We start from the raw sequence: 22232 nt of genomic DNA, 5'->3' as shown, positions 1-22232 counted from the left end.
TTTACAAGGAGCAGCCTAGGTTGCTCCTTTTTATTTTGTTTTTTAGTCGCATAGCGCTTTTCAAGCGATAGGATAATTCTGTAATCTTAGCGGGTCTATTCTTTAAAGGAGTTTCGCGATGTTGCGAACTATTTTATCTGTAAGCTTGGGGGTTGCTCTAAGCGCGGGTGCTTATGCCAATGAGGTAATGACACCAGAAAAACTTTGGCAATTAAAGCGTGTAAGTGCGCTTGGTTTAAACAAAGAAAAAACCCACGTTATTTATAAAGTAACAACACCAAGCGTTGAGAAGAACGATTTCAGCAGCAAGGTGTACCAAGTATCGCTTAAAGGCGGTGAGTCACAACTGCTAGAGGCCTATCAAGGCGTGGTGATTGATAAAAGTATCTCACCAGATGGCAGCAAAAAGCTGTTCCATGAAAAAGTACAACTAGAAGATATTTTAGCGACCGACCGCCATAAAGAACTGGGTAAAGCCAACGCCTATGTATTTGATGACCTAAACTACCGTCATTGGGATACGTGGAAAGACGGCAACTTTAAGCATGTATTTTATCAAGACTTAAAAACCGAACAAAAAGTCGACATCATGCAGGGCATGCCATTTGAAAGCCCAACAGCTCCGTTTGGTGGCACGTCGGATTACACGTGGGGTCCAAAAGGTGAAAACATTTACTACGTGAGCAAAAAGCTAACGGGTACTGAATATGTGCAAAGCACCAATACCGATATTTATCGTTATAACCTAGCAAGCAAAAAAACCACTAACTTAACTGAGAAAAACCTAGGCTACGACAAGTACCCAGCGTTTTCACCAAAAGGCCACTTAGCATGGTTACAAATGGACGAAGCGGGTAACGAAGCTGATAAACAAGACATTATTGTTCGTGTTAAAAACCGCGACTATAACTTAACAGCACATTGGGATGGCACCGTAAACAGCTTCAAATGGAGTGTTGATGGTAAAACCATTTATTTTGTAGCACCAGTGGGTGGTACTGTGCAGTTATTCCAAGTGTCGGTAAACACTAAAACCAAAGCACAGCCTAAAATTAAGCAGCTTACAAACGGCCAATATGACGTAAATGGCATTGTAGCAGTATTAAAAGATAAGCTTGTTGTTACACGTAACAGCATGAACGCCGCGCGTGAAATTTACCGCTTTGATCTCGGTAGCAAAAAGCTTACTGCGCTTACCAAAGAAAACGACGCGTTTTACGCTGAGCTTGATTTACCAAATGTTGAAAAACGCATGGTAAAAACAACCGACGGCAAAGACATGGTTACTTGGGTTATTTACCCACCTAACTTTGATAAGAGCAAAAAGTACCCAACGCTACTTTATTTACAAGGTGGCCCTCAGTCTGCGCTTTCTCAGTTTTACTCATTCCGTTGGAACTTCCAAGTAATGGCATCACAGGGTTACATCGTGGTTGCACCTAACCGCCGTGGTATGCCAGGTCACGGTGAGCAATGGAACAAAGATATCACTAATGATTGGGGCGGTCAGGTAATGGAAGATTACCTCGCAGCGATTGATGATGTAGCAAAAGAATCATACGTAGATAACTCACGTATCGGTGCAATTGGTGCAAGTTACGGCGGTTATTCAGCGTTTTATTTAGCGGGCAACCACGAAGGTCGTTTTAAAACCTTTATCGCACACTGTGGCATTTTCGATTTACGTAGCATGTACGGCACAACCGAAGAGTTATTTTTCGTAAATAACGAACTAGGTGGCGCATATTGGGAAGACAATGCAGCAACGAAAAAAGCGTATGGTCAGTTCAACCCAATTAACCACATTGAAAAATGGGATGCACCCATGTTTGTTATTCATGGTGCTAAAGACTACCGCGTACCGCTTGAGCAAGGTATTGCGGCGTTCCAAGCAGCTAAATTACGTGGTTTGAAAAGCCGCTTTATGCTGTTCCCAGAAGAAAACCACTGGGTACTTACGCCGCAAAACGGCATTGTATGGCAGCGTGAGTTCTTTAAGTGGTTAGAAGATACACTTTAATGAGATATTTCTTACTCCCCTTTGAGTAAGACTCTAATTTAAAAGTTTAAAGCCTTATTGATGCGCATCAATAAGGCTTTTTTTTGGCCTTAATAATTCAGTAGACGCCTCAAGATTAATTAGCTACTTTAGTAAGATAATTATAAAAATCGTCTAATAAAACAATGACAAACAGCACTTCACAGTTTAATGCCACAATAATAAGCCAGGTGGCACAATATATTTATGATCACAGTGAAGAAGCAATAAACATTGAAGGACTAGCCGATTACGCAGGGTTTTCAAAGTATCATTTTAACCGTCTGTTTTTTGCTGCAACAGGATTCCAACTTGGTGACTTTATAAAGCGGCAAAAACTCGAAAAAGCGATGTTTTTATTAAAAACCGGCCACAGTAACATTTTAGAAGTGGCTATGAGCGTAGGCTATGATTCGCCATCGTCTTTCACCCGCGCGTTTAAAACCAATTTTGGCTGTACACCAAGCGATATTCAAAATGGTAAATCACCGCTAAATGTACGCGCTGGCACTTTACCGCCAAAAAAGTTAACTGAAGCGTTTAAACTTGAACCAATATGGCGCGAATTACCAGAAACCACCGTGCTTGGTTTTTACGGTGTTGGCTTTAATGAACAATCGTTTTCAAAGGTGGCAGGGCAACTCTATAAGCGCTTAAGCGAACTTGCCGCACCGCTTGATTTTAGTGAGCTTCAACCTATTGGTGTAGCAATTGATAACCCTTGGGTAGGCGAACAAACACAAAGCCAGTTTTTTGCAGGATTTATAAATGGATTAACGCAAGCACAGCAATTAGATAACTATTCGCTGCATGCGGGGCGTTACGCATGCTTTACCCATAAAGGACCTCACAGCACAATGTGGCAAACCATTTCTCAGGTGTATGCACATTGGGTTTTGCCCAATCAAATACGATTGAAAGATCAGCATATTGTGCAGCGATATTTAAGCAACCCTGAAGATACAGATGCTGAAAAACTTATCACCGAGCTTTATTTCGCGGTGGAAAGTGATGCTATTTAAAGTGAGATTACATTTGCAAATCGCACTTTCTGCACAGTTTGCTTACTCGTTTTTAGTTAAGGTGAAGCTAACTAAAGAAAAGGATTAGTATTTTATGAAGTTAACTCAACGTTTATTACTTCTGTGCATAGCCGTTGCCGCAATGTCTGCTGACAGTGTTACAGCCAAAGAAATAACAAAGTCAGGGAACTTACACTCAACTGACGTAGATTTTTTTAATAGCACCACCAATCAGCCCGTGAAGACTAAGTTCTGGTATTTGGCTGGTGAGCAGCAATGTGGTAAAACGATTTGTTTAGCAGCATCACAAAATAAACGTAAACTTGCGTTAATTTCACATGGCGCATTTGGCTCACCCATTGAAATGAACTGGTTAGGTTATGCACTCGCATCGCAGGGGTGGCTTGTTGTGGGAGTTGCTCACTATGGTGAATCGTGGGTATACGGGAAAGACACCATAGATCCAAGTGTGCTTGCGCGTTTTTGGCAGCGTCCGCAAGAGGTTAGCTTTGTTATTGAGCAATTAACTAACGAAGGCTTACTTAATCTAGATATCGACAACAGTACTGTATTAATGCTTGGTCACTCCGCAGGCGGCTTCACGGCATTAGCGCTTGCGGGTGCGAAGCTAGAAGCCGGAAAATCAGAACGTTATTGTGCGTTAGATATTGCGAAAAACGATAAAAGTTGTGCTTATAACACGCAACAAACAACACCATACACAAAAGATAAAATTGACAAAATTAGTAAAGTGCAAGCGAATATGGTGGATGCGCGTATTAAAGCCGTTATCTCACTTGACCCAGCACTTGGCCATGCCGTGAATGAAAGCAGTTTAATGAATGTGACAGTGCCGACGTTAGTGATTGGCTCAGTTGAAAATGACTTTTTGCCGTTCAAACAACATGCACAATATTATGCTGAGCATATTAAAAATGCCGAGCTAGTTGGTATTAAACAAGGCGCAGGGCACTTTATTTACATTAACCAGTGCGAACATAGCTTTAAGGCGCAGGGTGTATTGTTATGTAAAGACCGTGAAGGAGTTGACCGTAAAGCCCTTCAACAACAAGTACTTGGTCATGTGTTTTCATTTATTAATCGACATGGCTTAAATGTGTTATATAAAGGTTAGCGCACTCCTTATTCGGACTTAAGTGAGTCTAGTCTGAATCGTATATTTTTCTAAGCCTGATAAGTAGTAGCGCTTTACCAATGCGCTACTTCGCTTAAATCAAATCGAGTTTATGTATCTTGCTTTTTAATTGGTAATACCCCACATTTTGCACGACTGCAAAAAATAGCTCTGGTATTAAAAACAGCAAAATAAGCGGGCTTGCGCCGAGGGTTATTGCATAAATATAAAACATACTGAAAAGTACTCTTGCAAAACCATCGTATAGGCCAAGCAAAGGACTGGTGTGTTTTATTCTAAGCAGCGACCACACAATCACAACTGAGCCTAGTAAATGGGCAAATAGTAAATGCTGTATTTGAAAAGCGGGAAATTCCCCCGGCAAGCCAAGCGTTTGGTGAAAACTGGCAAATAAACTAATTATCCAACTGGCAATACCGGGAATGGCAAACGGTGTTGTGATAATTAAATCGTAGTAGGCGCTTCTTGCTACCCATTTATTGTAGTTTTGCATTGTGTTTGTGCTCCTTTTTTTAACATTGAGCACAAGTGTACGCTTTGCCCTATAGGGCAAAGTCAAAGGTTAATTAAGCGCAGTTAGAATTTTCGAGTAAGAGGTTAAAGTTCTTTATGTCGTTGAGTTGTTGTTGGCACTTAGCGATTTGTGTTTTTAGCTGTGCTTCACGCTCGCTTAGCGCGGTTAATAATACGTGTTTTGGCAAACCATAATTAATATTTGCGCCTTGGCATAATTGTTTTATTTGATTAAGTGAAAAACCAAGGGATTGTGCCAAGCGAATTTGCTTTACAGTTTCAATGTAGCGTTCGTCATAAACGCGATACCTGCCTTGGCGTTTTGCTTCGGGTAATAACCCTATCGCTTCATAATAACGAACGGTTTTCGTGGTAGTGCCAACCCGTTTGCTAAATTCTCCAATAAACATGATATTCCTTTAATCACAGATAATACGCATGGTACTTGAATATATTTTATTAAATTTTATAGAGGATTAAAGGGTTAGACGTTTAAAAACTTACGCTACTTACATTTCGCTCTAGATTGTTACTTTGTAGAAAATAAATAAAGCGTGATATAAACCTAGGTTGTGACAATAATTTCTATCTTTTGAATATAGCTTTTTACGAGGCAGGAGATCTAATGCCAAATATTTTCTGTAGGGTGTTGCTTATAGTTACCAGTACGCTTTCACTTTATGGCTGTACTATGACGGAAAATAAACAACATCAGTTGCAAAACGTGCTAGAGGATTACTACCGTGTGTATAGTCAGCGCACAGACTTCCAACGCTTCATGGACTTTTATGATGATAATGCCCAATTAGACGATATTATTTACGGTAATACTCTCAATAATAAAAAAGAAATTGCCGCTTTTTTTGCTTGGGATAATGGGCAATTTGAAGTATTGGATGATAAACCAATATTAATACTTACCAAGCAAGTGATTGAAGGTAACACAGCTATTACGCAAGGCTACTTCAATCAATTTAAATACAATAAACAAGTATTAGGACCATGGTTATTTGTGATTGTTCACCAATTTAACGATCAAAATAAGATAATAAAACAAACAGACTGGATTAATTATACCCCACGAAAACAGTTTCTTGGCGGTAAGAATATGAATCAAGGATTACGCAAAAAGTAATCGGGGCAACAAGCGTTGCCCGAGTACATTTTAATCACCATCTACCAAGCTCATAATATTGAAAGCCAAATTACCCGAAGGGAACTCCTCTTCATTGGCAAGCACGGCAACAAAGTAACCACTGTCTTCTGAGCGCAGAATATAGCTCACAAAGCCATCAATACCACCACCATGTTGATAGAATTTTTCATTGTGACGGTTAGTACTTACATTCCAGCCAAGGGCATAGCCATTTAAACCTACTGTGTACATTGTTTGCGTTGATTCTTCTGAAATGAGTGCGCGGTTGGTAACACCTTGATGCCATTTATATAAATCTTCCACCGTTGACACTAATGCGCCTGCGGCATAAGGCACCGTCATTGAAATACTGCCAACAGGCTTATTGTTGCTGTAGCCTTGTGCATATTTATCGAAACCAATTTTATCTTTGCCATAACTGCTGTTAGTCATGCCGAGCTTTTGAAAAATCTCTTGCTCAATAAACTGTGCATACGACTGACCACTCACTTGTTCAATAATATAACCCGCAATCACGTAGTTTGAGTTGGAGTATTTAAACTTGCTACCCGGCGTGAATTCGAGTGGTGTATCTTTAAACTTTGCAATTAATTGAAGCGGGGTTAGTGACGTGTTTTTGTAAGATGAGAAGCTTCCCATCTCGGTATAGTTTTTAATGCCGCTGGTCATATTGAGCAGATTTTTAAGCGTAATCTTATCACCATTTGGATAGTCATTTAGGTACATGGCAATAGTGTCAGTGAGTGCTAGTTGTCCACGCTCTTCTAATATTAACATAGCCATTGCGGTGAATTGTTTTGTGACTGAGCCAATACGAAAAATCGTATCGAAACTGTTTTCAATTTTGTTTGAGCGATCGGCGTAATCGTAGCCACGGCTCAGCAAAATTTGTCCATCTTTAGCGACTAACACCGAACCAGAAAAATCTTGGCTTGCAACGTATTCCGCAATAGTTTGACCATCATTTGGTTTCGAAACTTCGATTTTTTTGTCGCTTGAACAGGCAACAAGAGTAAGCGACAAAACAGAAAATATAATTGATTTAAAAAGCGGTTTGGTGGTTAACATCCTAGTTTACTCAATTTGTAATAATTGCATTTATCGTATCAATGCGTGCTTTTAACTACTTTAGGTAATTTGTTTGAAAATGTTGGTAACTTTTAACAATTAGACACGCCTTTAATGGATGAGCTTGGGTAATGATGCCTTATTTAATGTTTGTCGAATACGGTAACTTTAAGTTTTGTAATTACACAGCAACTTCTCGATATAACTCTATACTTAATAAGACGTTATCTTAAAAAGGTGGATCTATTAGTGGTTCTCAAGTGTTACACTGTAAGGCGCATAAATGAAAGAGAGTGAGTTAACCATACTCCTTCTTGAGCAAATGCCAGAGATGAATGGGGTATTATTATCTATCTTACATGAGTTAAATTTCTCAAATATTCATCTTTATAAGCGAGTTGAGGATGCTTGGCGCCACTTTAAAAAAATTCCACCCGATTTAATTATTTGTGACTGGTACCCTGATAAGTACGATACCTTAGCGTTATTAAAACAAGTGAGACAAGCACCTCAAGGGGCAGATACACCGTTTATTATTGTTTCAGGCATTATTGAACACAACTTGGTAAAGCAGGCGATTGCAATGGGGGTTAGCGAATACATTGTAAAGCCATTTTCAGTGAATATGTTTGAGCAAAAAATAAAACTCGCACTTCAGCATAAAACGAGTGCGATTAATCGTAATTACTTTAAGCCAAAAATAAGAGAAACATTTAATACTAAGATAGGACTATGTTTTAAAAATAGCAGTTTAATCGATTTGGTTTTGCCTCAGTTGAAAAATTATACGAGTGCACATTTTCAAACCATAGATGCGGCTTTGGTAGCTGCTGAAACCGACAAAACACTCGACTTATTAGTGATTGAGCATGATTTATTATTGGCTCAAACATCATTACAATCAACGCTCCTCAAATTGTGTCACTCGGGCCAACTCGATGTTATTCTGATTAGTGAACAACCGATCCCAATAGAAAGCAATGAGTTACGTAAACGAGGGTTTAAACACTTTGTTGATACGCGTCACTCGCTTGTGGATTTAGCCACAAGAGCAGATTTAATTATCAATTTGAAAAAAGCCTTGCTGCATACCAAAGACACAGTCATGCAAGCAGCTTCAGAAGTGAATGAAGCGAAAGAGTTTGAAAATAATGTGCTTGAGTCAATACAATCAGAAGCAGCGCAAATTTCAAGCCTAAGCGAGCAAATTAAAGCAGCGGCAAAAAAGCCCAGTTTGACCCATCAATTGAGCGATGAAATACATCAACGTGCAGAAAAAATAGAATCTTACAAGTCAGTACTTACTTCAAGCTTAAAAGACTTAAAAACACTTCAACATTCAGAAAAAGAATTGCTTTCTATATCTCAACTTATTGAAAAAGCAAATGAGTTATTCAGTAATCAATTGAAGCAGCGAAAGATTAGTTTTGTCAGCCACTTATCAGGCGAAGAGCAAGCAAACGTTAATCCGACACTTTTTGCTAGCTTATTTATGTTTTTAATGCGGTCAATTATTTTAGATAGCCGCTATGAGAGCAACATTGAGTTCAGTGCTGAAATAAATAACGAGAACACTTTCATTGATGTCCAAATTTGTGCCGAAATGACAGGCTTTCCCCATTTGCAAGACATCATGAAGCACACTTGGTTTGAACAAAATGGCGAACTTAATTTCGTTTTAAAAGACACCATAGAGCAATTGTGCAAATCACAGTTACATCACTATGAAATTAAATTTGATCAAACAACAAGTTTGCTTAATGTAATATTTAGCATCTCAGGTCTATCCCAAAAAAAGTCTGTATAAAGAGCCTGAAAAGGTTGTGAACCTTTAACATGTAGACATGTTAATAAATATGTCACGTTAATTGATAAACTTAAGCGTCTGTTTTAAAAGGTTAACTTTAGGTAATCTTAATTGCTGGTTTTAAACCAAACATTTCTTAAGTTTCATTTAAGGTTTCTTTCATAAAGTTACTCTATCGCAAGATGGAGAGCAGTTTTATGTTAAAGCCTAAAGATAATTTCCTCAGTTTTACAGCGTCGTTATTACCTCGCTTTGAGTTAGCGCCACTGGTGCAAGCGTCGCATATTGCACGTTTTATTGAACAAGGCTACGCAGATCGTTACCAAGCAGAAATTAGTGTTTCCATGCCACTGCTACTGCAATTACGTTTTGCTGGAAAAACAGCTGCAATCGGTATTCGCCGCGCGACAGAGCCGCTGTTTTTAGAACATTACCTAGATGCACCAATTGAGTCTTATGTAAGAGCACATATTGGTGAAATCAATCGTGAGCAAATCGTGGAATACGGCAGCTTATTTAGTAATGGTCGTAATTTATCAACACCGCTTTTCATGCTTTCAACCTTGGCGTTAGTGCATCAGAACGTAAAAGCATTGGCTTTTTGCGCAACGCACAAGGTTGCGAGCATTCTTGAACGTTACGGTTTAAAGCTCATTAAACTGGTAAAAGCCGAGGCAAAACGTCTGCCAAATCATGGCGATAATTGGGGGAGCTACTACCGTACAAACCCACATGTGTACTTATTGTCGCTCGATCAGCTCTCGCAGGTTATCCGTAACCGCACCAAATACTTACAGCTTTATCGTTTTTTATCGCCTGCAATTGGCCGTTTAGCAAACAAATTTGAGGCGCGTTTCACATGTTAAATGTTCTTAAAAACCATAATCAAAGCAACATTGCAGTAATAACCAATGATCACTCTTATGATTATCAAACTCTTGCTGAAAAAATCGCTATGGTATGTGACTTTTTGCAAATGGAAGGGGTAGAGCGCATTGCACTGTGTGCCTCAAATTCAATTGATTGGCTGGTGGTAGATTTGGCCGCTATGAGCACAAGTACCCTGATTGTGCCCGTACCTGACTTTTTTAGTGAAGCACAAAAGCAGCATGTTATTTTCAGCTGCAAAGTGAGTCATGTGATTTCTGAAAAGCCAACAGCAGATAGCAAACCATTAGTAGGAACGGGTTTATTTATCAATGAAGTTGGTTATCACGGTGATGTTGCGATACCTGAAGGCACGCAAAAAGTTACTTTTACATCAGGCTCAACGGGCACTCCAAAAGGCGTGTGTTTAAGCCGTGATAATCAGTTAACCGTTGCCAAAAGCTTGGTTGAGGTCATAGGCTTAGATAAACCACAGCACCTTAGCTTACTGCCATTTAGCACCTTATTGGAGAACATCGCTGGGATTTATGCGCCACTGCTGTGCGGTGGTACGGTCAAAATCATTTGTGACAGTAAGCGTGGTTTTTCAGGCAGTCGCTTGGTGGATATGCAAGCATTGCTAATCACAATAGCGCAAAGCGATGCGCATACGCTTAATTTAGTTCCTGAATTATTGAAAGTGTTAGTTGTTGCCTGCAAACAAGGTTGGCAACCACCACAAAGCCTTAAATTTGTCGCGGTTGGCGGTGGCAAAGTGGACAAAGCACTGATTGCAGCTGCGCGTGAATGTGGTTTACCAGTATGCCAAGGTTACGGGCTTTCAGAAGCAAGTTCTGTTGTTGCACTAAATACCCTTGAAGATAACAGCGATAGTAGCGTGGGTAAGTTATTACCACATGTAACGGGCACCATTGAAAATGGCGAGTTGATACTAAAAGGAAATGCTTTTTTAGGCTACTTAGGTGAGCCAAACAGCTGGTATCAAGACACCGTTCAAACAGACGATCTTGCGGAATTTAAAGGCGATAAACTTTATTTAAATGGGCGCGCTAAAAATCTAATTATCAATAGTTTAGGACGTAATATTTCACCAGAGTGGCCTGAATCGTTACTTGATGCTACAGGGCTTTTTTCACAAGCTGTAGTAATCGGTGAAGGTCTATCACAACTAGTAGCACTTTTAATGCCATTGAAAGGAGTTGCCAATGACCATATTGCAACAAGCCTTGCACACATCAACCAAGCATTACCTGATTACGCCAAACTGAATCACTTTATTTTACTTGATGCACCACTTAGCTATGAGCAAGGCATGCTAACCGAAAATGGCCGTTTTAAACGTGCAGCCATTAACCAAACATTTTTACGACAAGCCTCAACGCTTGTTGCTTAAAGCAATTTTAGAAGGAATTGAGTATGACCTTTTTCGAAAAATTAATTAGCGAAACAGCAGCTGAAAAAAACTATTTATTATCGGCGCCAATTATCAAGCGCTGTTTTGAAGGTGAAATTGCCCTTGATGATTATGTGGCATTTTTAGGCCAAGCATTTCATCACGTAAAACACACCGTACCACTATTGATGAATTTAGGTGCCAAACTGCCGCATTCACAAGAATGGTTACGCGACGCGGTTGCAGAATACATTGAAGAAGAGCTAGGTCACCAAGAATGGATTTTAAATGACATTGCAGCATGTGGTTTTGATAAAGAAGCGGTGCGCAATAGCACCCCACTGTTTGAAACAGAGCTGATGGTGTCTTACGCCTACGACACCATTAACCGCATTGAACCAGTGGCTTTTTTTGGCATGGTACATGTGCTGGAAGGCACCAGTGTAGCAATTGCAGATTTAGCTGCAGCCACCATTAAAGATAAATTGTCGCTGCCAGATAACGCATTTAGCTATTTACGCTCGCACGGATCACTAGACCAAGAACATGTGAAGTTTTTTGAAACGCTAATGAACCGCATTGATGATGAAAAGCAGCAAGATGCCATCATTCATGCAGCAAAACGTTTTTATGTGCTTTATGGCAATATTTTTCGCGCGCTTGATCAAGCTCGCTTGCAGCAAGTCGCCTAATTAACAAACACCGCTCGGAGTGTATTTTATGAGTCAAATTAAAAAATTATGTTTACTAACAGGTGCAAGCGGTGGCATTGGTGAGGCAATTGCCAAAACCCTTGCAGCTCGGGGTTACACCTTAGTTGTCAGTGGCCGTGATTTAACCAAATTAAATCACCTTAAAAATGCACTGCCGGGCGAGCACTTTTACCAGTTGGCAGATTTAAGCGATAGCACTAGCCGCTCACATTTAATGGCATTTGTTAAATCACTTGGCAAACTCGATTTACTGATTAATTGCGCTGGCTTATCTCTGTTTAAACCTTTCACTGACACCCAACTTGATGAAATTGAGCGTTTATTAAAATTAAATGTCACTGCGGCAATGGCACTAAGCCAAGAAGCGTTAATTGAAGTTGGCGAACATCCTCTGACCATTATTAACGTTGGCTCAGCACTTGGTGCTATCGGTCACCCTGGTTATGTGGCGTATTGCACTAGTAAATTTGCGTTGCGTGGCTTTAGCGAAGCGCTTGGCCGTGAATACGCAAACTCTAATAAGCAAATTAAGTACCTTGCACCTCGGGCGACTAATACCGCTATCAATTCAAATGAAGTAGTACAAATGAACAAACTACTTGGTAATCAAATGGATGAACCTGAAGTGGTGGCAAGTGCGCTTATCGCATTATTAGATAGCTCGGCAAAGCGCAAAACTTTGGGCTGGCCTGAAAAACTGTTTGTGCGATTAAACGGTGCATTTCCTGAACTGGTAGACAATGCGTTAGCACGCAAGGTCAAAAAAATTAAATCCTTTTTTACGCAATCTTTGAAGGAAGCTTAATCATGAAAACATCTACTTTACTTGTTGCGGCAACATTTGCGTTTGCAAGCCACTTTTCAGTGGCACAGGCGAGCCAGCCATTCACGAATGATCTACTCGACATTCAGCATAATTGGGCAAATACCAACTATAAGTTGGAGGAAGAGTCGCAGTTAAAAGCTTATGAAAAGCTCATTAAAGAAACAGAAAGTTTAAAAGCAGCCTATCCAGATTCTGCAGAGTCTTGGATTTGGTATGGCATTGTACAATCAAGCTATGCTGGCGCGAAAGGCGGCTTAGGTGCCTTAACACATGCTAAAAATGCGAGAGCGGCATTTGAAAAGGCACTCACCATTGATGAACAAGCATTGAGTGGTTCAGCTTATACTAGCTTGGGTATTTTGTATCATAAAGTACCGGGTTGGCCGATTGGGTTTGGCAGTGATAAAAAAGCTCAATCATTATTGGAAACAGCACTTAAAATTAACCCAGAAGGTATTGATCCCAATTACTTTTATGGTGAGTTTATGTATGATGAGAAAGAATACGCAAAAGCCAAGATTTTTCTCGAAAAAGCATTAAATGCCCCTGCGCGAAGTGAACGCCCACTGGCGGATGAAGGTCGCAAACAAGAGATAAATGCGCTATTGGTTAAAGTGAATAAAAAGCTGTCAAAAAGATAATAAATGAGATTGTTATTAGTTGAAGATGATGGGCCTCTTGCCAGAGGCCTTAAAACATCGCTGCAAAATGCAGGGTACGCAGTGGACTGGGTTGCACTTGGTGAGCTTGCGGTTAAATCATTCCAAGGAGCGGATTATCAATTAGTGATCCTCGATTTAGGCTTGCCTGATATTGATGGCCTGCTGGTACTATCTCAACTAAAAGCCATTAACGCCGCTGTGCCTGTGCTTATTTTAACGGCGCGCAGCGATATTGACAGTAAAGTAACCGGGCTTGACCAAGGCGCCGATGATTACTTGGCAAAGCCTTTTGATGTGGCTGAATTAATGGCGCGCATTCGCGTACTAGAACGCCGTGCTGGCACTAACCATGCGGCGCTAATTCAAATTCGAAACGTCACCTTAAATACCGAAAATAATCAGCTGTTGGTTGATAATCAAGCGGTTGATTTATCTCGCAAAGAGTACATGGTGCTGCGCGCGCTGATGGAAAACACCAACCGCATTCAATCTAAATTAAGCTTGGAAGAAAAGCTCTACGATTGGGGTGAAGAAATTAGCTCCAACACCATTGAAGTACACATTAGTAACTTACGAAAACGTTTACCTGCGCAGTTTATTGCCACCGTTAGGGGTGTTGGCTATCTTGTCAAAAAATAATGCTAAGTCAATGCAAGGCCAGCTGATCAGCTTGATTTTGGCAAGCGTGGTACTGGCAACCTTTTTTGCTGCGCTGCACAGTTATCGCAGCAGTTCTAAGCAGTTAATGCAACTTTTTGATTCGCAATTACAAGAATTTGCAGAAATAGCATTGGCACTCAATAACAGCGAAGCACAAACAAACAGCGCACAGCGTTTATTTCAAATTACCAATCAACACGGTCTTGTTAGGCAAAGCCAGCAACTAGAAAATGACTTTAAAACCTTACCACGTGCATTTGGGCAACATTTAGCAAATGAACTACCTAGCGGTTTTTTTGAAGCAGGTTTTGGTGGCCAGCGTTGGCGTTTATACCGCCTTGAAAGTGCGCCTTTTTCGGTGCTGGTGGCAGAGCCTTTAAGCAAACGCCAATTGGCTTCTGAAAATTTACTGATGGTGAGCATTTCACCTGTGGTGATGGTAGTACCCATTATTGGTTTGTTAGTGTTTTATTTGGTGCGTAAAAATATCAGGCCGTTACGGGCGCTCGGTAATGCCCTTCGCAAAAAAGATCATACCGATTTAACGCCTGTGGCAAGCCAAGGTATGGTTACTGAGCTTTTGCCGGTTACGGACAAAATTAATGATTTATTAGCGCGTTTGGCACTGGCGTTTGATCGTGAAAAACGTTTAACCGCCAATATTGCCCATGAGCTGCGTACCCCAATCAGCGTGTTGTCTATCACCGCACATAATTTAAGTTATCAGCTTAACCAAAAAGACATTACACAAGATGATTTAGCCGATTTAAAACAACAGGTTGAGCGTTTAGCACAAGTGGTTGAGCAAATTATTGCGCTATCGCGCTACACTCCAGAAAACTTTAATGAAACACTGAAACCCATTGATATTGAATCATTAATACAAGAATTAATTGCTGCGCGTTATGATGAGATTATTTCGCAGCAACAAGAAATTGAACTGCAAATGTCACATGCAGTGGTGATTGGCGAAGAATTTGCCTTGAAAATCTTGTTTGATAATTTGCTACGCAATGCCATTAAATATGCTGGCAAAAAACAGCGTATTTTAATTCGTCAAATTCCTGCATCACATAATATGATGGGCATTGAAGTTGCTGATTCTGGCAGCGGGGTAGATATCACCATAATGCAAGATTTACTGACGCCATTTTACCGCGAAGAATCAAAGCAAACTAAGGTAAAAGGGTCGGGTTTAGGGCTTGCCATTGTTCATCATATTGTGGATTTGCTAAATGGCAAAATGACACTTGAAAACGGGGAGTTAGGTGGTTTGTCGGTGAAAGTTTACCTACCAATAACAGAGCATAAGGAGGTGCAGTGAAGCGCCTAATTGTATGTTTGTTATTTTGCTCGTTTTCACTTTTGGCTGAGCGCGAGGTATTTCATTTAACACTTAAAGATCATGTGTTTTACCCTGAGCTGCTAGAAATTCCCGCCAATAAAAAAATAAAACTGGTGATCTCTAACTTAGATGACTCAGACGAAGAGTTTGATAGTTTTGATATGAACCGTGAAAAGGTCATTTTTGCGAAGCGCAAAGCAACGATTTTTGTTGGCCCACTGCCTCCTGGCGAATACGAGTTTTTTGGTGAATTTCACCCAGATACCGCTCGCGGTAAGGTGATTGCGAAGGAGCCGAAAAATGCTGATTAATACGGTAATAATCTTTTTGCGCGACATTTTACCTTTATGTGTTTTGCTTTGTTATCTTAAAGTGTTGTTTAACCATATAAGTTATTCGCCACGCTCGCTTTTTTTAGCATTGCTAGCCATTGTGTGTTGTGTAATCGCGTTATTAAAAGGTGCACCAAGCATCAGCTCGTTTTTTGATGGAGCTGGGGTAGAAGTGGTGAGCTCAAGTTTATTGATGCTTTTTGCGATAGGGTTATTTCTTTCACAAATCAGTGGGCAAACCACCATCATTAAATATGCGGTGATAGTTGCTGTGGTATCACTTGCAAGTTTAAAGCTAGCAGGATTTTTCCACTATTTAACCGTCAGTGTTAATTCTGTTGGCTCGCTGCAGCAGTTTTTATTGGCGTGCTTTTTAGGCTCTGGCATTACGCTAAGTTTTGCTGTGCTTTGGTTATTTGTATTAAACGAATTAAAGGCCAAAGGCTACCGTGTAATATTGGCAGTGCTATTTTCAAGTTTTGTGGCTGGGCATTTAGCTGAGGTGTCTGATTTATTATCTCAAGTAGATTTAATCGATGCTGGCAGCACAGCTTTTGTGCTTGAAAACTGGCTGTCTGATAAATCTGAATATGGCCGCGTATTAAGCGCCATTATGGGGTATGAATCATCACCCACATTCGCCTTTGTTATCGCCTATACCATGTCTTTGGTAATTATGTTAATTGCGTTTTTTAAATCAAATTTAGCGCTTCGCTCGAGTGAGGATAGTAATGACTAAATCAGTTGCTTGTTTACTATTATTGGTGAGTGCCAGCTGTTTGGCTGACAATATGACGGTAGATAAAATTTACCACCCTTATGTATTGGCGAACGAACGCGAAGTAGAATGGCGATTAATGTCGAGCAACACCGATGCAGGCAATTTACTGGCTCAGCGTTTAGGTTACGGACAGGCGTTTACAGAGAATAAATCCATCGAGTTTTATGTGATAGGCGAGCGCGATAGCGACGATAACTTTACTGTTTCGGGCTATGAAATTGAAACCCGCTGGATGCTCACCGAACAAGGTGAGTACAGCTCAGACTGGGGCGCATTTTTCGAAATTGAAAAGCAGGATAGCGAAGCCAATTATGAGTTTTCTAGTGGCCTGATTGTTGAAAAAGAGCTTGGTAAAGTGAGTGCCACGCTAAATGGTATTGTATCGTACGAATGGGGCGATACGGCCGAAAATGAACTTGAAATAGCAATGCGTGGCAAAGTGCGTTACCGTTATTTAAGTGCCTTTCAACCCTCCGTTGAGTTTCATGTGGGCGAGCGCTTTGCCGCTATAGGCCCAGGCTTTATGGGCACCTACCGCTTTGATGGGCAAAAGCAATTAAAGTGGGAAGCAAGCTTTGTAACTGAAGTATCACAACCGGGTAAACACCACACACTGCGCTTTGGCATTGAGTATGAGTTTTAGCTAAGCAATCTATGGTTAAATTTTTAAGGAAGAAAAATGGTCGTAATTTATGGAATTAACGAGCTGCTAAATCCAATAAAAGCGCAGTTATCTGAAGTTATTCAAGCATCTATGACTGACGTGTTGGGCCTTCCAGAAAATAAGCGTGCCCATCGTATTGTGCCCCTTGATAGATCAAATTTTTATTATCCAGATGGCCGTACAGATGCTTACACTGTAATTGAAATCAATATGATGCAAGGTAGAACACCTGCAACTAAAAAAGCCTTAATAATGGCGCTTTTTCAGAATATTGAATCAGCACTGGGTATTTCACCAACGGATATAGAGATCACTATCAAAGAGCAACCAAAGCATTGTTGGGGATTTCTTGGCATGACAGGTGATGACGTGAAAGATTTAACATACCAAGTCAATGTGTAGTCAAAAAATCGATAAATCTTGATATTAACAACAAGAGCTATTTAAAGTTTTAGTTATCATTTATTTCAAAAGAGTGTGTTGTTGGGAGATAAAATATTGTGATTTCCAAATTACCTAAATGGGTAGAATTCGGCGCTCTGATTTTATCTTTAATAGCAGGCTTTGTTAATGCTGTGGGTGTGCTTGGTTTTGACCATCAATCTATATCGCATTTATCTGGCACAGCCACTTTGCTTGGCACTGAAATGTTTAGTGGTTCATTGCAAAAAGCATTTCAGTTATTAGGCATCTTACTTTCATTTTTACTTGGGGCTTCTATCGCCGGATTTTTATTACATGGCTCCACATTAAAATTAGGAAGACACTACGATACTGCGCTATTTATTGAATTTATTTTATTACTTATCTCATCATGGTTTTTAACCAGTGGCTCACAAAATGGTTACTATTTTGCGTCAGCCGCGTGTGGCTTACAAAACGCGCTAGCAACGACCTACAGCGGCGCTATTATTCGAACGACGCATGTAACGGGTATTTTTACAGATTTGGGTATTATGCTAGGTGCCATCTTTAGAGGAGACAGACTTGATAAGCGAAAAGCGAAACTCTTCGGTTTTATTATTCTCGGCTTTATCTTTGGCGGGGTATTAGGCGCGTTATGCTTTTCTCGCTACCAATTTATGGCGTTACTATTACCTGCTACTTTATGTTTATTGCTATCAGTTGCGTACCGCACATATTTAAACAGAACATCAAATAGTTAGTGATTTTTAAAATCACTAACTACAGTTAAAATACACAAATTTTTTTTCGTTAGTGCACTGTAATAGCTTGATCGTTTACCACAAGAGACTGACCATTTTTTTGCGCGCGATTAAAGCTAGAAATCAATACACTATTGGATAGCGAGTTAATATCCTCTACTTCTTCCACCATGCAAAACATAATAGATTCCCAGCCTTTTTGCTTAATAAAGCTTTTGTGCTGTTTGATATTTTCTTGATAGTTTTTATCGGTAGTTAACAGGCCGATAGAGTGTTTATTACCAAGTTTGTACTTATCATTGTTTGAAGTTGCGCATTTTGCATAACCGCTCAATACATACACTATACTTTCTTGTTTGTTCATGGTGATAACTTTTGAAATTTGTTAAATGCATACAGCGTTTTGTATGCATTTTTTAAACCAAATCACCCAAGAACGTTAAAATCATCTGATATGCCTTTAAAAGCGGCTAAATGAAATTACTTTATGTGGATTCAATAGGCAATATGCCCATAAATCGTCAATTTTTTGTTGTGATTTAAAATGCACTTGCAGTTATGGCTTTTCACTGCATGCTTTCCAAAAGGATTCTCCTAATACTCTATTAATTTCTTCAGCAGAAGTGTGCCCCTTAGAAATAGCCTCAATAGCTACTAGGTAGAGGCTTCTAGCACCGTTTTTAGATGCCATCTCTCTGAGCGCACTTGAACTTTCGCCAGCTCTGACTGCATCAGCTAAGTTTTGGTCCATCGTGATGATTTCAAATAAAGGCATACGGCCTTTATAGCCAGTTTGGTTACATTTATCACAACCGACGGGGGTCATAATATTAAGTTTTGGAAAAATGCTTTTAAGGCGTTTGCCATATTCATCTTCGGTACTTTCTTTACAACAGCAAGAACAAAGTTTTCGTACAAGTCTCTGCGCTGCCACACCTTTTAAGGAATCAGCTAGGATAGGCCGGGAGACACCTAATCCAATCAGCCTCGGGATAGTTGTGATGGCATCACTGGTATGCAAGGTGGTCATGACAAAATGCCCAGTTATAGCTGCTCTAAAAGTTATTTCTGCTGTTTCTTCATCACGCACCTCGCCCATTAAAATGACATCTGGATCTTGTCGTAAAATACTTCTAAGCGCACTCGAAAAAGTAAGATTTTGACTTGGGTTGATATTAACTTGGGCAGTACCTTCAATCTCATATTCTACAGGGTCTTCAACAGTGACAAGGCATTTTTCTGGGGCATTTATTTCTTTAAGAGCAGAGTAAAGTGTGCTGGTTTTGCCTGATCCCGTAGGGCCTGTTATGATAAAAATCCCCTCGCTGCTATGGAGTAAGTTTTTAAACGTTTTGAGCTCTTTGTCTTGAAGACCAATCTCATCTATTTGATTTACAGCTGATTTTATTAGAAGTCGAATGACAACTTTTTCTCCGCCTCGCACCGGTAATGTGGATACACGTAAATCAACATCTTGGCCCTTTAATTCCAAACTTACACTACCATCTTGAGGAACCATCTTCTTAGCCAAATTTAGATGGGAAATTGCTTTAATACGCTGAATAATGGGAATGAATACTTGAGAAGGTAACTCTGAAATAACACGCAACATACCATCAATGCGATAACGAACTACGCCACCTCCCTGAAAAGGCTCAATGTGTATGTCACTCGCTTTTAGAATAAATGCTTCCAAAAGCATCTCAGACACAATTTTAACTATGGCTGAGTTTGCAGAAATAGATTCTGCCACTGAGGATGATGTATTTGCTTGATTGGATTTTATAACAAGATCATTCTGCGATAATGCATCGTCTTCATAAAATAGCTCTGTCCACTTTGCAATAACACTAGGATGAGCCAATTGAGACGAGACATGAAGACTTGTTAAAAATTCAACCATTGATTCCATGTCTGAATCAAATGGGTGAGGTGAAGCTACTATGAGTTGACCATCGGTTAAACTTAGCGGAAAAATACCATATTCTTTGGCTACTTTAAGAGGCACAAAATGCAACAGCTCTTCAGTTATATTTTGTGGACTATCGGCAACATCCAACTCAAAATGCTTTGCGACCATGCTTGTTAGTTTATTTGCATCGACTTGAAGAATTGATTCTGCACTTTCCCATGCATTGAGAGCACAATTGTTTTCAAAGAGCTCGTCAATATTAAGATCTTTATTTTTTATATGCTCAAGGCAAAAACGATGAAGCCAATGAAACGTTTGATTACTTCTATGTATTTCATTATTTTCTGCCATAGTTAATCCATGTAAATTTGATCGTCTTTGGCATCAAATGTAATCGTTGAATCGCCATGGGGCATAGTCAATCGAAAATGATCTTTGCCAATTTTCTCATAAGAAACATCGATTACTGCGGCAATAGGACTAGGTAATTCGTCGGGAAGCTTGCCATAGCTTGTTTTATAGTGCTCTACGTCTTCAGCTACCATTAATAAAGCAACAGAGCTGCCGGTTTGGTAATCCCTGTCATAGTTTGTTTGATGTGTTTGTACCCCAGTAACAGCGGTTTTAGCAACTAAAAATCCGAATACAATGCACACTGCGTATGTTATCCAGCTTGGTAACATAATTGTTGTGTTATTATTCACTGGTTGTTTGTTTTGAGTTTCATTCATTGCTTCAGCAATATTCTGTTTCCAACGTTTGTTTGTAGAATCCATTTTAACACTCCAATTTATTAGTGATGGCCATGAAGTTGACCCTGATGTTTATCAGGATGTTTCACCCAACCCGGAGGCCAATTTAAGTGAGAACCTGCATTACTTTGACTGCCCGTATTTGATTGACTGTTAGCATTACTCGATGAGCTAGAACTGTCAGTATTGATTTGGCTGTTGGAGCTACTCGATGTACTTGATTGGCTTCCAGAGTTGCTCGCACTATTACCATTATTTGCAGTCATTGAACTTGATTGCCCTGACGAGGTACTTTGGCCGTTATTACTACGTCCGCCATTGTTATTCGCATTACTTGGCGGAGGTGATGAATGACACGTTCCATATTGTTGACCAGGCTCGGGTGGCCAAAGATAAAATCCTGGATTACATGGAGAGTTTTGTGGTTTTTGTGTTGTTATTGGGTCGGGCTGTGGTTGACTCGTTGTGGCTGCTAATGCTTGCCCACTTGATTGGTGTGTTTCAAATGGAGTTGCTAATGCAATAATCATTATATTTGGTGTTACAAAAGAGTGTTGTAACTTAGTGACATGATCTAGGGCATTAAGCACATTTTTTCCGTTTTGGTTATTTGCTTTTAAAAACAAAACGGGGAAAGCTTCATGGCCTGTATATTTGAAATATCCGGAGTGGTTAACCAACTGGGCAGAAAATTCAATATTAAACTCTTCTGTGAACTGACTCGCTAAGCCTGGTAGGTAGGCCGGAGGCTCGCCAAACTTTGCACTGGATAGCTCATCCGGTTTGGCTAATGCGCCTGGAGCTGTTGCAATAACATCTTGGTAGGCAAGGCCTATTGAGTGAACTCGGTATAAAAGAGAAGCGGCTTTTGATTCATTCACATAGCCTTGGTAATTAGGAAGCGCAATCATCGCTAAAATACCGATAATCGATACAACCAACATGATTTCGATTAACGTAAAGCCCCTACAGTTATTTATTAGGGGCTTATTTGAAAAGTTTAATTTCATTAATACTGTCCATTGTAGAAACAAATAATTCCTTAAAGTTTAGACAACATTAGTGAACTTTCTTCTTTGTGGCTGATTTTTAGTCAAAAAATACCTAGATGTCGATAATAGATCATAATTCTGATTTGCAGCAAAGTAAGAGTGCTAATTTGGTGGCGGTTAGACTAGAGAGTCTTATTTATTATTAAACAGTGTTAGTGTTAAGCAAAATCTAGATAAAAAAGGCCACATTATGTGGCCTTTAAAAATACTGGATTTTTGAACGCTTAAGCGTCTGTTTTATGTCCTTTCACCCCGTAGAACACGATAAACACGTAACAAACGGCAGGAATAATAAATGAGAGTGTTAAGCCAATGGTATCGGCCGC

The 22232-nt window shown here is 39.9% G+C and carries 24 protein-coding genes; 17 read left to right on the top strand and 7 right to left on the bottom strand.

Features of this window, described 5'->3' with window-relative positions:
* Positions 1-118 precede the first annotated feature (118 nt).
* From AN214_RS19815 to AN214_RS19805, 3 genes are all read left to right on the top strand, one after another.
* Positions 119-2020, top strand: coding sequence for a S9 family peptidase (locus AN214_RS19815; protein WP_054981295.1), 1902 nt, complete (start codon positions 119-121; stop codon positions 2018-2020).
* A gap of 164 nt (positions 2021-2184) precedes the next feature.
* A complete protein-coding gene (locus tag AN214_RS19810; protein WP_054981294.1) occupies positions 2185-3060 on the top strand; it encodes a GyrI-like domain-containing protein in 876 nt (291 codons plus the stop codon).
* A gap of 94 nt (positions 3061-3154) precedes the next feature.
* Entirely contained in the window at positions 3155-4195 is a 1041-nt protein-coding gene (locus tag AN214_RS19805; RefSeq protein ID WP_235576780.1) for a hypothetical protein, read from the top strand.
* Between the two features lie 94 nt (positions 4196-4289).
* On the opposite strand, the gene AN214_RS19800 is transcribed toward AN214_RS19805, so the two are convergent.
* Positions 4290-4709, bottom strand: a complete 420-nt coding sequence (locus AN214_RS19800) for a hypothetical protein (protein ID WP_054981293.1) — start codon at positions 4707-4709, stop codon at positions 4290-4292.
* 73 nt (positions 4710-4782) lie between these two features.
* A complete protein-coding gene (locus tag AN214_RS19795) occupies positions 4783-5139 on the bottom strand; it encodes a MerR family transcriptional regulator (RefSeq protein WP_054981292.1) in 357 nt (118 codons plus the stop codon).
* A 215-nt stretch (positions 5140-5354) separates the two neighbouring features.
* Here AN214_RS19795 and AN214_RS19790 point away from each other — a divergent pair, with 215 nt between their 5' ends.
* Complete coding sequence (locus tag AN214_RS19790) at positions 5355-5864, top strand: nuclear transport factor 2 family protein (protein WP_054981291.1); 510 nt, start codon at positions 5355-5357, stop codon at positions 5862-5864.
* 30 nt (positions 5865-5894) lie between these two features.
* Here the strand turns inward: AN214_RS19790 and AN214_RS19785 are convergent, their stop codons facing one another.
* Positions 5895-6953 carry a serine hydrolase gene (locus AN214_RS19785; RefSeq protein WP_054981290.1) on the bottom strand — a complete coding sequence of 353 codons (1059 nt, stop codon included), beginning with the start codon at positions 6951-6953 and terminating at the stop codon, positions 5895-5897.
* Between the two features lie 283 nt (positions 6954-7236).
* Between AN214_RS19785 and AN214_RS19780 the strand changes: the two genes are divergently transcribed.
* The 13 genes from AN214_RS19780 (at position 7237) to AN214_RS19720 (ending at position 18190) form a co-directional block, all read left to right on the top strand.
* Positions 7237-8760, top strand: coding sequence for a PleD family two-component system response regulator (locus tag AN214_RS19780; RefSeq protein WP_054981289.1), 1524 nt, complete (start codon positions 7237-7239; stop codon positions 8758-8760).
* A 197-nt stretch (positions 8761-8957) separates the two neighbouring features.
* Positions 8958-9626 carry a thermostable hemolysin gene (locus AN214_RS19775; protein WP_054981288.1) on the top strand — a complete coding sequence of 223 codons (669 nt, stop codon included), beginning with the start codon at positions 8958-8960 and terminating at the stop codon, positions 9624-9626.
* Positions 9620-11041: an AMP-binding protein gene (locus AN214_RS19770; RefSeq protein ID WP_054981287.1), complete on the top strand. Its 1422-nt coding sequence runs from the start codon at positions 9620-9622 to the stop codon at positions 11039-11041. Before AN214_RS19775 ends, AN214_RS19770 begins: the two co-directional genes overlap by 7 nt.
* A gap of 23 nt (positions 11042-11064) precedes the next feature.
* Positions 11065-11733, top strand: coding sequence for a TenA family transcriptional regulator (locus tag AN214_RS19765; protein WP_054981286.1), 669 nt, complete (start codon positions 11065-11067; stop codon positions 11731-11733).
* A gap of 28 nt (positions 11734-11761) precedes the next feature.
* On the top strand, positions 11762-12559 hold the full coding sequence (locus AN214_RS19760; RefSeq protein WP_054981285.1) for an SDR family oxidoreductase: 798 nt from the start codon (positions 11762-11764) through the stop codon (positions 12557-12559).
* 2 nt (positions 12560-12561) lie between these two features.
* Positions 12562-13221: a hypothetical protein gene (locus AN214_RS19755; protein ID WP_054981284.1), complete on the top strand. Its 660-nt coding sequence runs from the start codon at positions 12562-12564 to the stop codon at positions 13219-13221.
* 3 nt (positions 13222-13224) lie between these two features.
* Complete coding sequence (locus AN214_RS19750; protein ID WP_054981283.1) at positions 13225-13881, top strand: response regulator; 657 nt, start codon at positions 13225-13227, stop codon at positions 13879-13881.
* Positions 13868-15226: a HAMP domain-containing sensor histidine kinase gene (locus tag AN214_RS19745; protein WP_054981282.1), complete on the top strand. Its 1359-nt coding sequence runs from the start codon at positions 13868-13870 to the stop codon at positions 15224-15226. The genes AN214_RS19750 and AN214_RS19745 overlap by 14 nt, the downstream gene beginning before the upstream one ends.
* Positions 15223-15558: a cupredoxin domain-containing protein gene (locus AN214_RS19740; RefSeq protein ID WP_054981281.1), complete on the top strand. Its 336-nt coding sequence runs from the start codon at positions 15223-15225 to the stop codon at positions 15556-15558. The genes AN214_RS19745 and AN214_RS19740 overlap by 4 nt, the downstream gene beginning before the upstream one ends.
* A complete protein-coding gene (locus tag AN214_RS19735) occupies positions 15548-16318 on the top strand; it encodes a hypothetical protein (RefSeq protein ID WP_054981280.1) in 771 nt (256 codons plus the stop codon). The genes AN214_RS19740 and AN214_RS19735 overlap by 11 nt, the downstream gene beginning before the upstream one ends.
* Positions 16311-17003, top strand: a complete 693-nt coding sequence (locus tag AN214_RS19730; protein ID WP_054981279.1) for a hypothetical protein — start codon at positions 16311-16313, stop codon at positions 17001-17003. Before AN214_RS19735 ends, AN214_RS19730 begins: the two co-directional genes overlap by 8 nt.
* A 36-nt stretch (positions 17004-17039) precedes the next feature.
* Positions 17040-17426 carry a tautomerase family protein gene (locus AN214_RS19725; RefSeq protein WP_054981278.1) on the top strand — a complete coding sequence of 129 codons (387 nt, stop codon included), beginning with the start codon at positions 17040-17042 and terminating at the stop codon, positions 17424-17426.
* Between the two features lie 98 nt (positions 17427-17524).
* The gene (locus AN214_RS19720) at positions 17525-18190 is read left to right on the top strand and encodes a YoaK family protein (protein WP_054981277.1); all 666 of its coding nucleotides are present in this window, start codon (positions 17525-17527) and stop codon (positions 18188-18190) included.
* A 49-nt stretch (positions 18191-18239) separates the two neighbouring features.
* Here AN214_RS19720 and AN214_RS19715 read toward each other — a convergent pair whose 3' ends face one another.
* The 4 genes from AN214_RS19715 to AN214_RS23370 form a co-directional block, all read right to left on the bottom strand.
* Complete coding sequence (locus AN214_RS19715; RefSeq protein ID WP_054981276.1) at positions 18240-18554, bottom strand: hypothetical protein; 315 nt, start codon at positions 18552-18554, stop codon at positions 18240-18242.
* Between the two features lie 192 nt (positions 18555-18746).
* Positions 18747-20453: a GspE/PulE family protein gene (locus tag AN214_RS19710; RefSeq protein ID WP_054981275.1), complete on the bottom strand. Its 1707-nt coding sequence runs from the start codon at positions 20451-20453 to the stop codon at positions 18747-18749.
* Between the two features lie 2 nt (positions 20454-20455).
* On the bottom strand, positions 20456-20878 hold the full coding sequence (locus AN214_RS19705) for a hypothetical protein (protein ID WP_054981274.1): 423 nt from the start codon (positions 20876-20878) through the stop codon (positions 20456-20458).
* Between the two features lie 17 nt (positions 20879-20895).
* Positions 20896-21864 (bottom strand): prepilin-type N-terminal cleavage/methylation domain-containing protein, encoded by a 969-nt coding sequence (locus AN214_RS23370; RefSeq protein ID WP_054981273.1) that lies wholly within the window; start codon positions 21862-21864, stop codon positions 20896-20898.
* Between the last annotated feature and the right edge of the window lie 368 nt (positions 21865-22232).

Origin of the sequence: Pseudoalteromonas sp. P1-9, from assembly GCF_001399975.1 — a bacterium.
Taxonomy (GTDB): domain Bacteria; phylum Pseudomonadota; class Gammaproteobacteria; order Enterobacterales; family Alteromonadaceae; genus Pseudoalteromonas.
This window is presented reverse-complemented; position numbering and strand designations above follow the sequence as displayed.

Excerpts from the sequence above, each read along its gene's own strand:
- AN214_RS19760 (WP_054981285.1), top strand. The coding sequence starts at position 11,762 with ATGAGTCAAATTAAAAAATTATGTTTACTAACAGGTGCAAGCGGTGGC.
- AN214_RS19765 (WP_054981286.1), top strand. The coding sequence starts at position 11,065 with ATGACCTTTTTCGAAAAATTAATTAGCGAAACAGCAGCTGAAAAAAAC.
- AN214_RS19750 (WP_054981283.1), top strand. The coding sequence starts at position 13,225 with ATGAGATTGTTATTAGTTGAAGATGATGGGCCTCTTGCCAGAGGCCTT.
- AN214_RS19775 (WP_054981288.1), top strand. The coding sequence starts at position 8,958 with ATGTTAAAGCCTAAAGATAATTTCCTCAGTTTTACAGCGTCGTTATTA.
- AN214_RS19780 (WP_054981289.1), top strand. The coding sequence starts at position 7,237 with ATGAAAGAGAGTGAGTTAACCATACTCCTTCTTGAGCAAATGCCAGAG.
- AN214_RS19735 (WP_054981280.1), top strand. The coding sequence starts at position 15,548 with ATGCTGATTAATACGGTAATAATCTTTTTGCGCGACATTTTACCTTTA.
- AN214_RS19785 (WP_054981290.1), bottom strand. The coding sequence starts at position 6,953 with ATGTTAACCACCAAACCGCTTTTTAAATCAATTATATTTTCTGTTTTG.
- AN214_RS19755 (WP_054981284.1), top strand. The coding sequence starts at position 12,562 with ATGAAAACATCTACTTTACTTGTTGCGGCAACATTTGCGTTTGCAAGC.
- AN214_RS19710 (WP_054981275.1), bottom strand. The coding sequence starts at position 20,453 with ATGGCAGAAAATAATGAAATACATAGAAGTAATCAAACGTTTCATTGG.
- AN214_RS19790 (WP_054981291.1), top strand. The coding sequence starts at position 5,355 with ATGCCAAATATTTTCTGTAGGGTGTTGCTTATAGTTACCAGTACGCTT.
- AN214_RS19815 (WP_054981295.1), top strand. The coding sequence starts at position 119 with ATGTTGCGAACTATTTTATCTGTAAGCTTGGGGGTTGCTCTAAGCGCG.
- AN214_RS23370 (WP_054981273.1), bottom strand. The coding sequence starts at position 21,864 with ATGAAATTAAACTTTTCAAATAAGCCCCTAATAAATAACTGTAGGGGC.
- AN214_RS19705 (WP_054981274.1), bottom strand. The coding sequence starts at position 20,878 with ATGGATTCTACAAACAAACGTTGGAAACAGAATATTGCTGAAGCAATG.
- AN214_RS19725 (WP_054981278.1), top strand. The coding sequence starts at position 17,040 with ATGGTCGTAATTTATGGAATTAACGAGCTGCTAAATCCAATAAAAGCG.
- AN214_RS19730 (WP_054981279.1), top strand. The coding sequence starts at position 16,311 with ATGACTAAATCAGTTGCTTGTTTACTATTATTGGTGAGTGCCAGCTGT.
- AN214_RS19800 (WP_054981293.1), bottom strand. The coding sequence starts at position 4,709 with ATGCAAAACTACAATAAATGGGTAGCAAGAAGCGCCTACTACGATTTA.
- AN214_RS19715 (WP_054981276.1), bottom strand. The coding sequence starts at position 18,554 with ATGAACAAACAAGAAAGTATAGTGTATGTATTGAGCGGTTATGCAAAA.
- AN214_RS19795 (WP_054981292.1), bottom strand. The coding sequence starts at position 5,139 with ATGTTTATTGGAGAATTTAGCAAACGGGTTGGCACTACCACGAAAACC.
- AN214_RS19770 (WP_054981287.1), top strand. The coding sequence starts at position 9,620 with ATGTTAAATGTTCTTAAAAACCATAATCAAAGCAACATTGCAGTAATA.
- AN214_RS19805 (WP_235576780.1), top strand. The coding sequence starts at position 3,155 with ATGAAGTTAACTCAACGTTTATTACTTCTGTGCATAGCCGTTGCCGCA.
- AN214_RS19810 (WP_054981294.1), top strand. The coding sequence starts at position 2,185 with ATGACAAACAGCACTTCACAGTTTAATGCCACAATAATAAGCCAGGTG.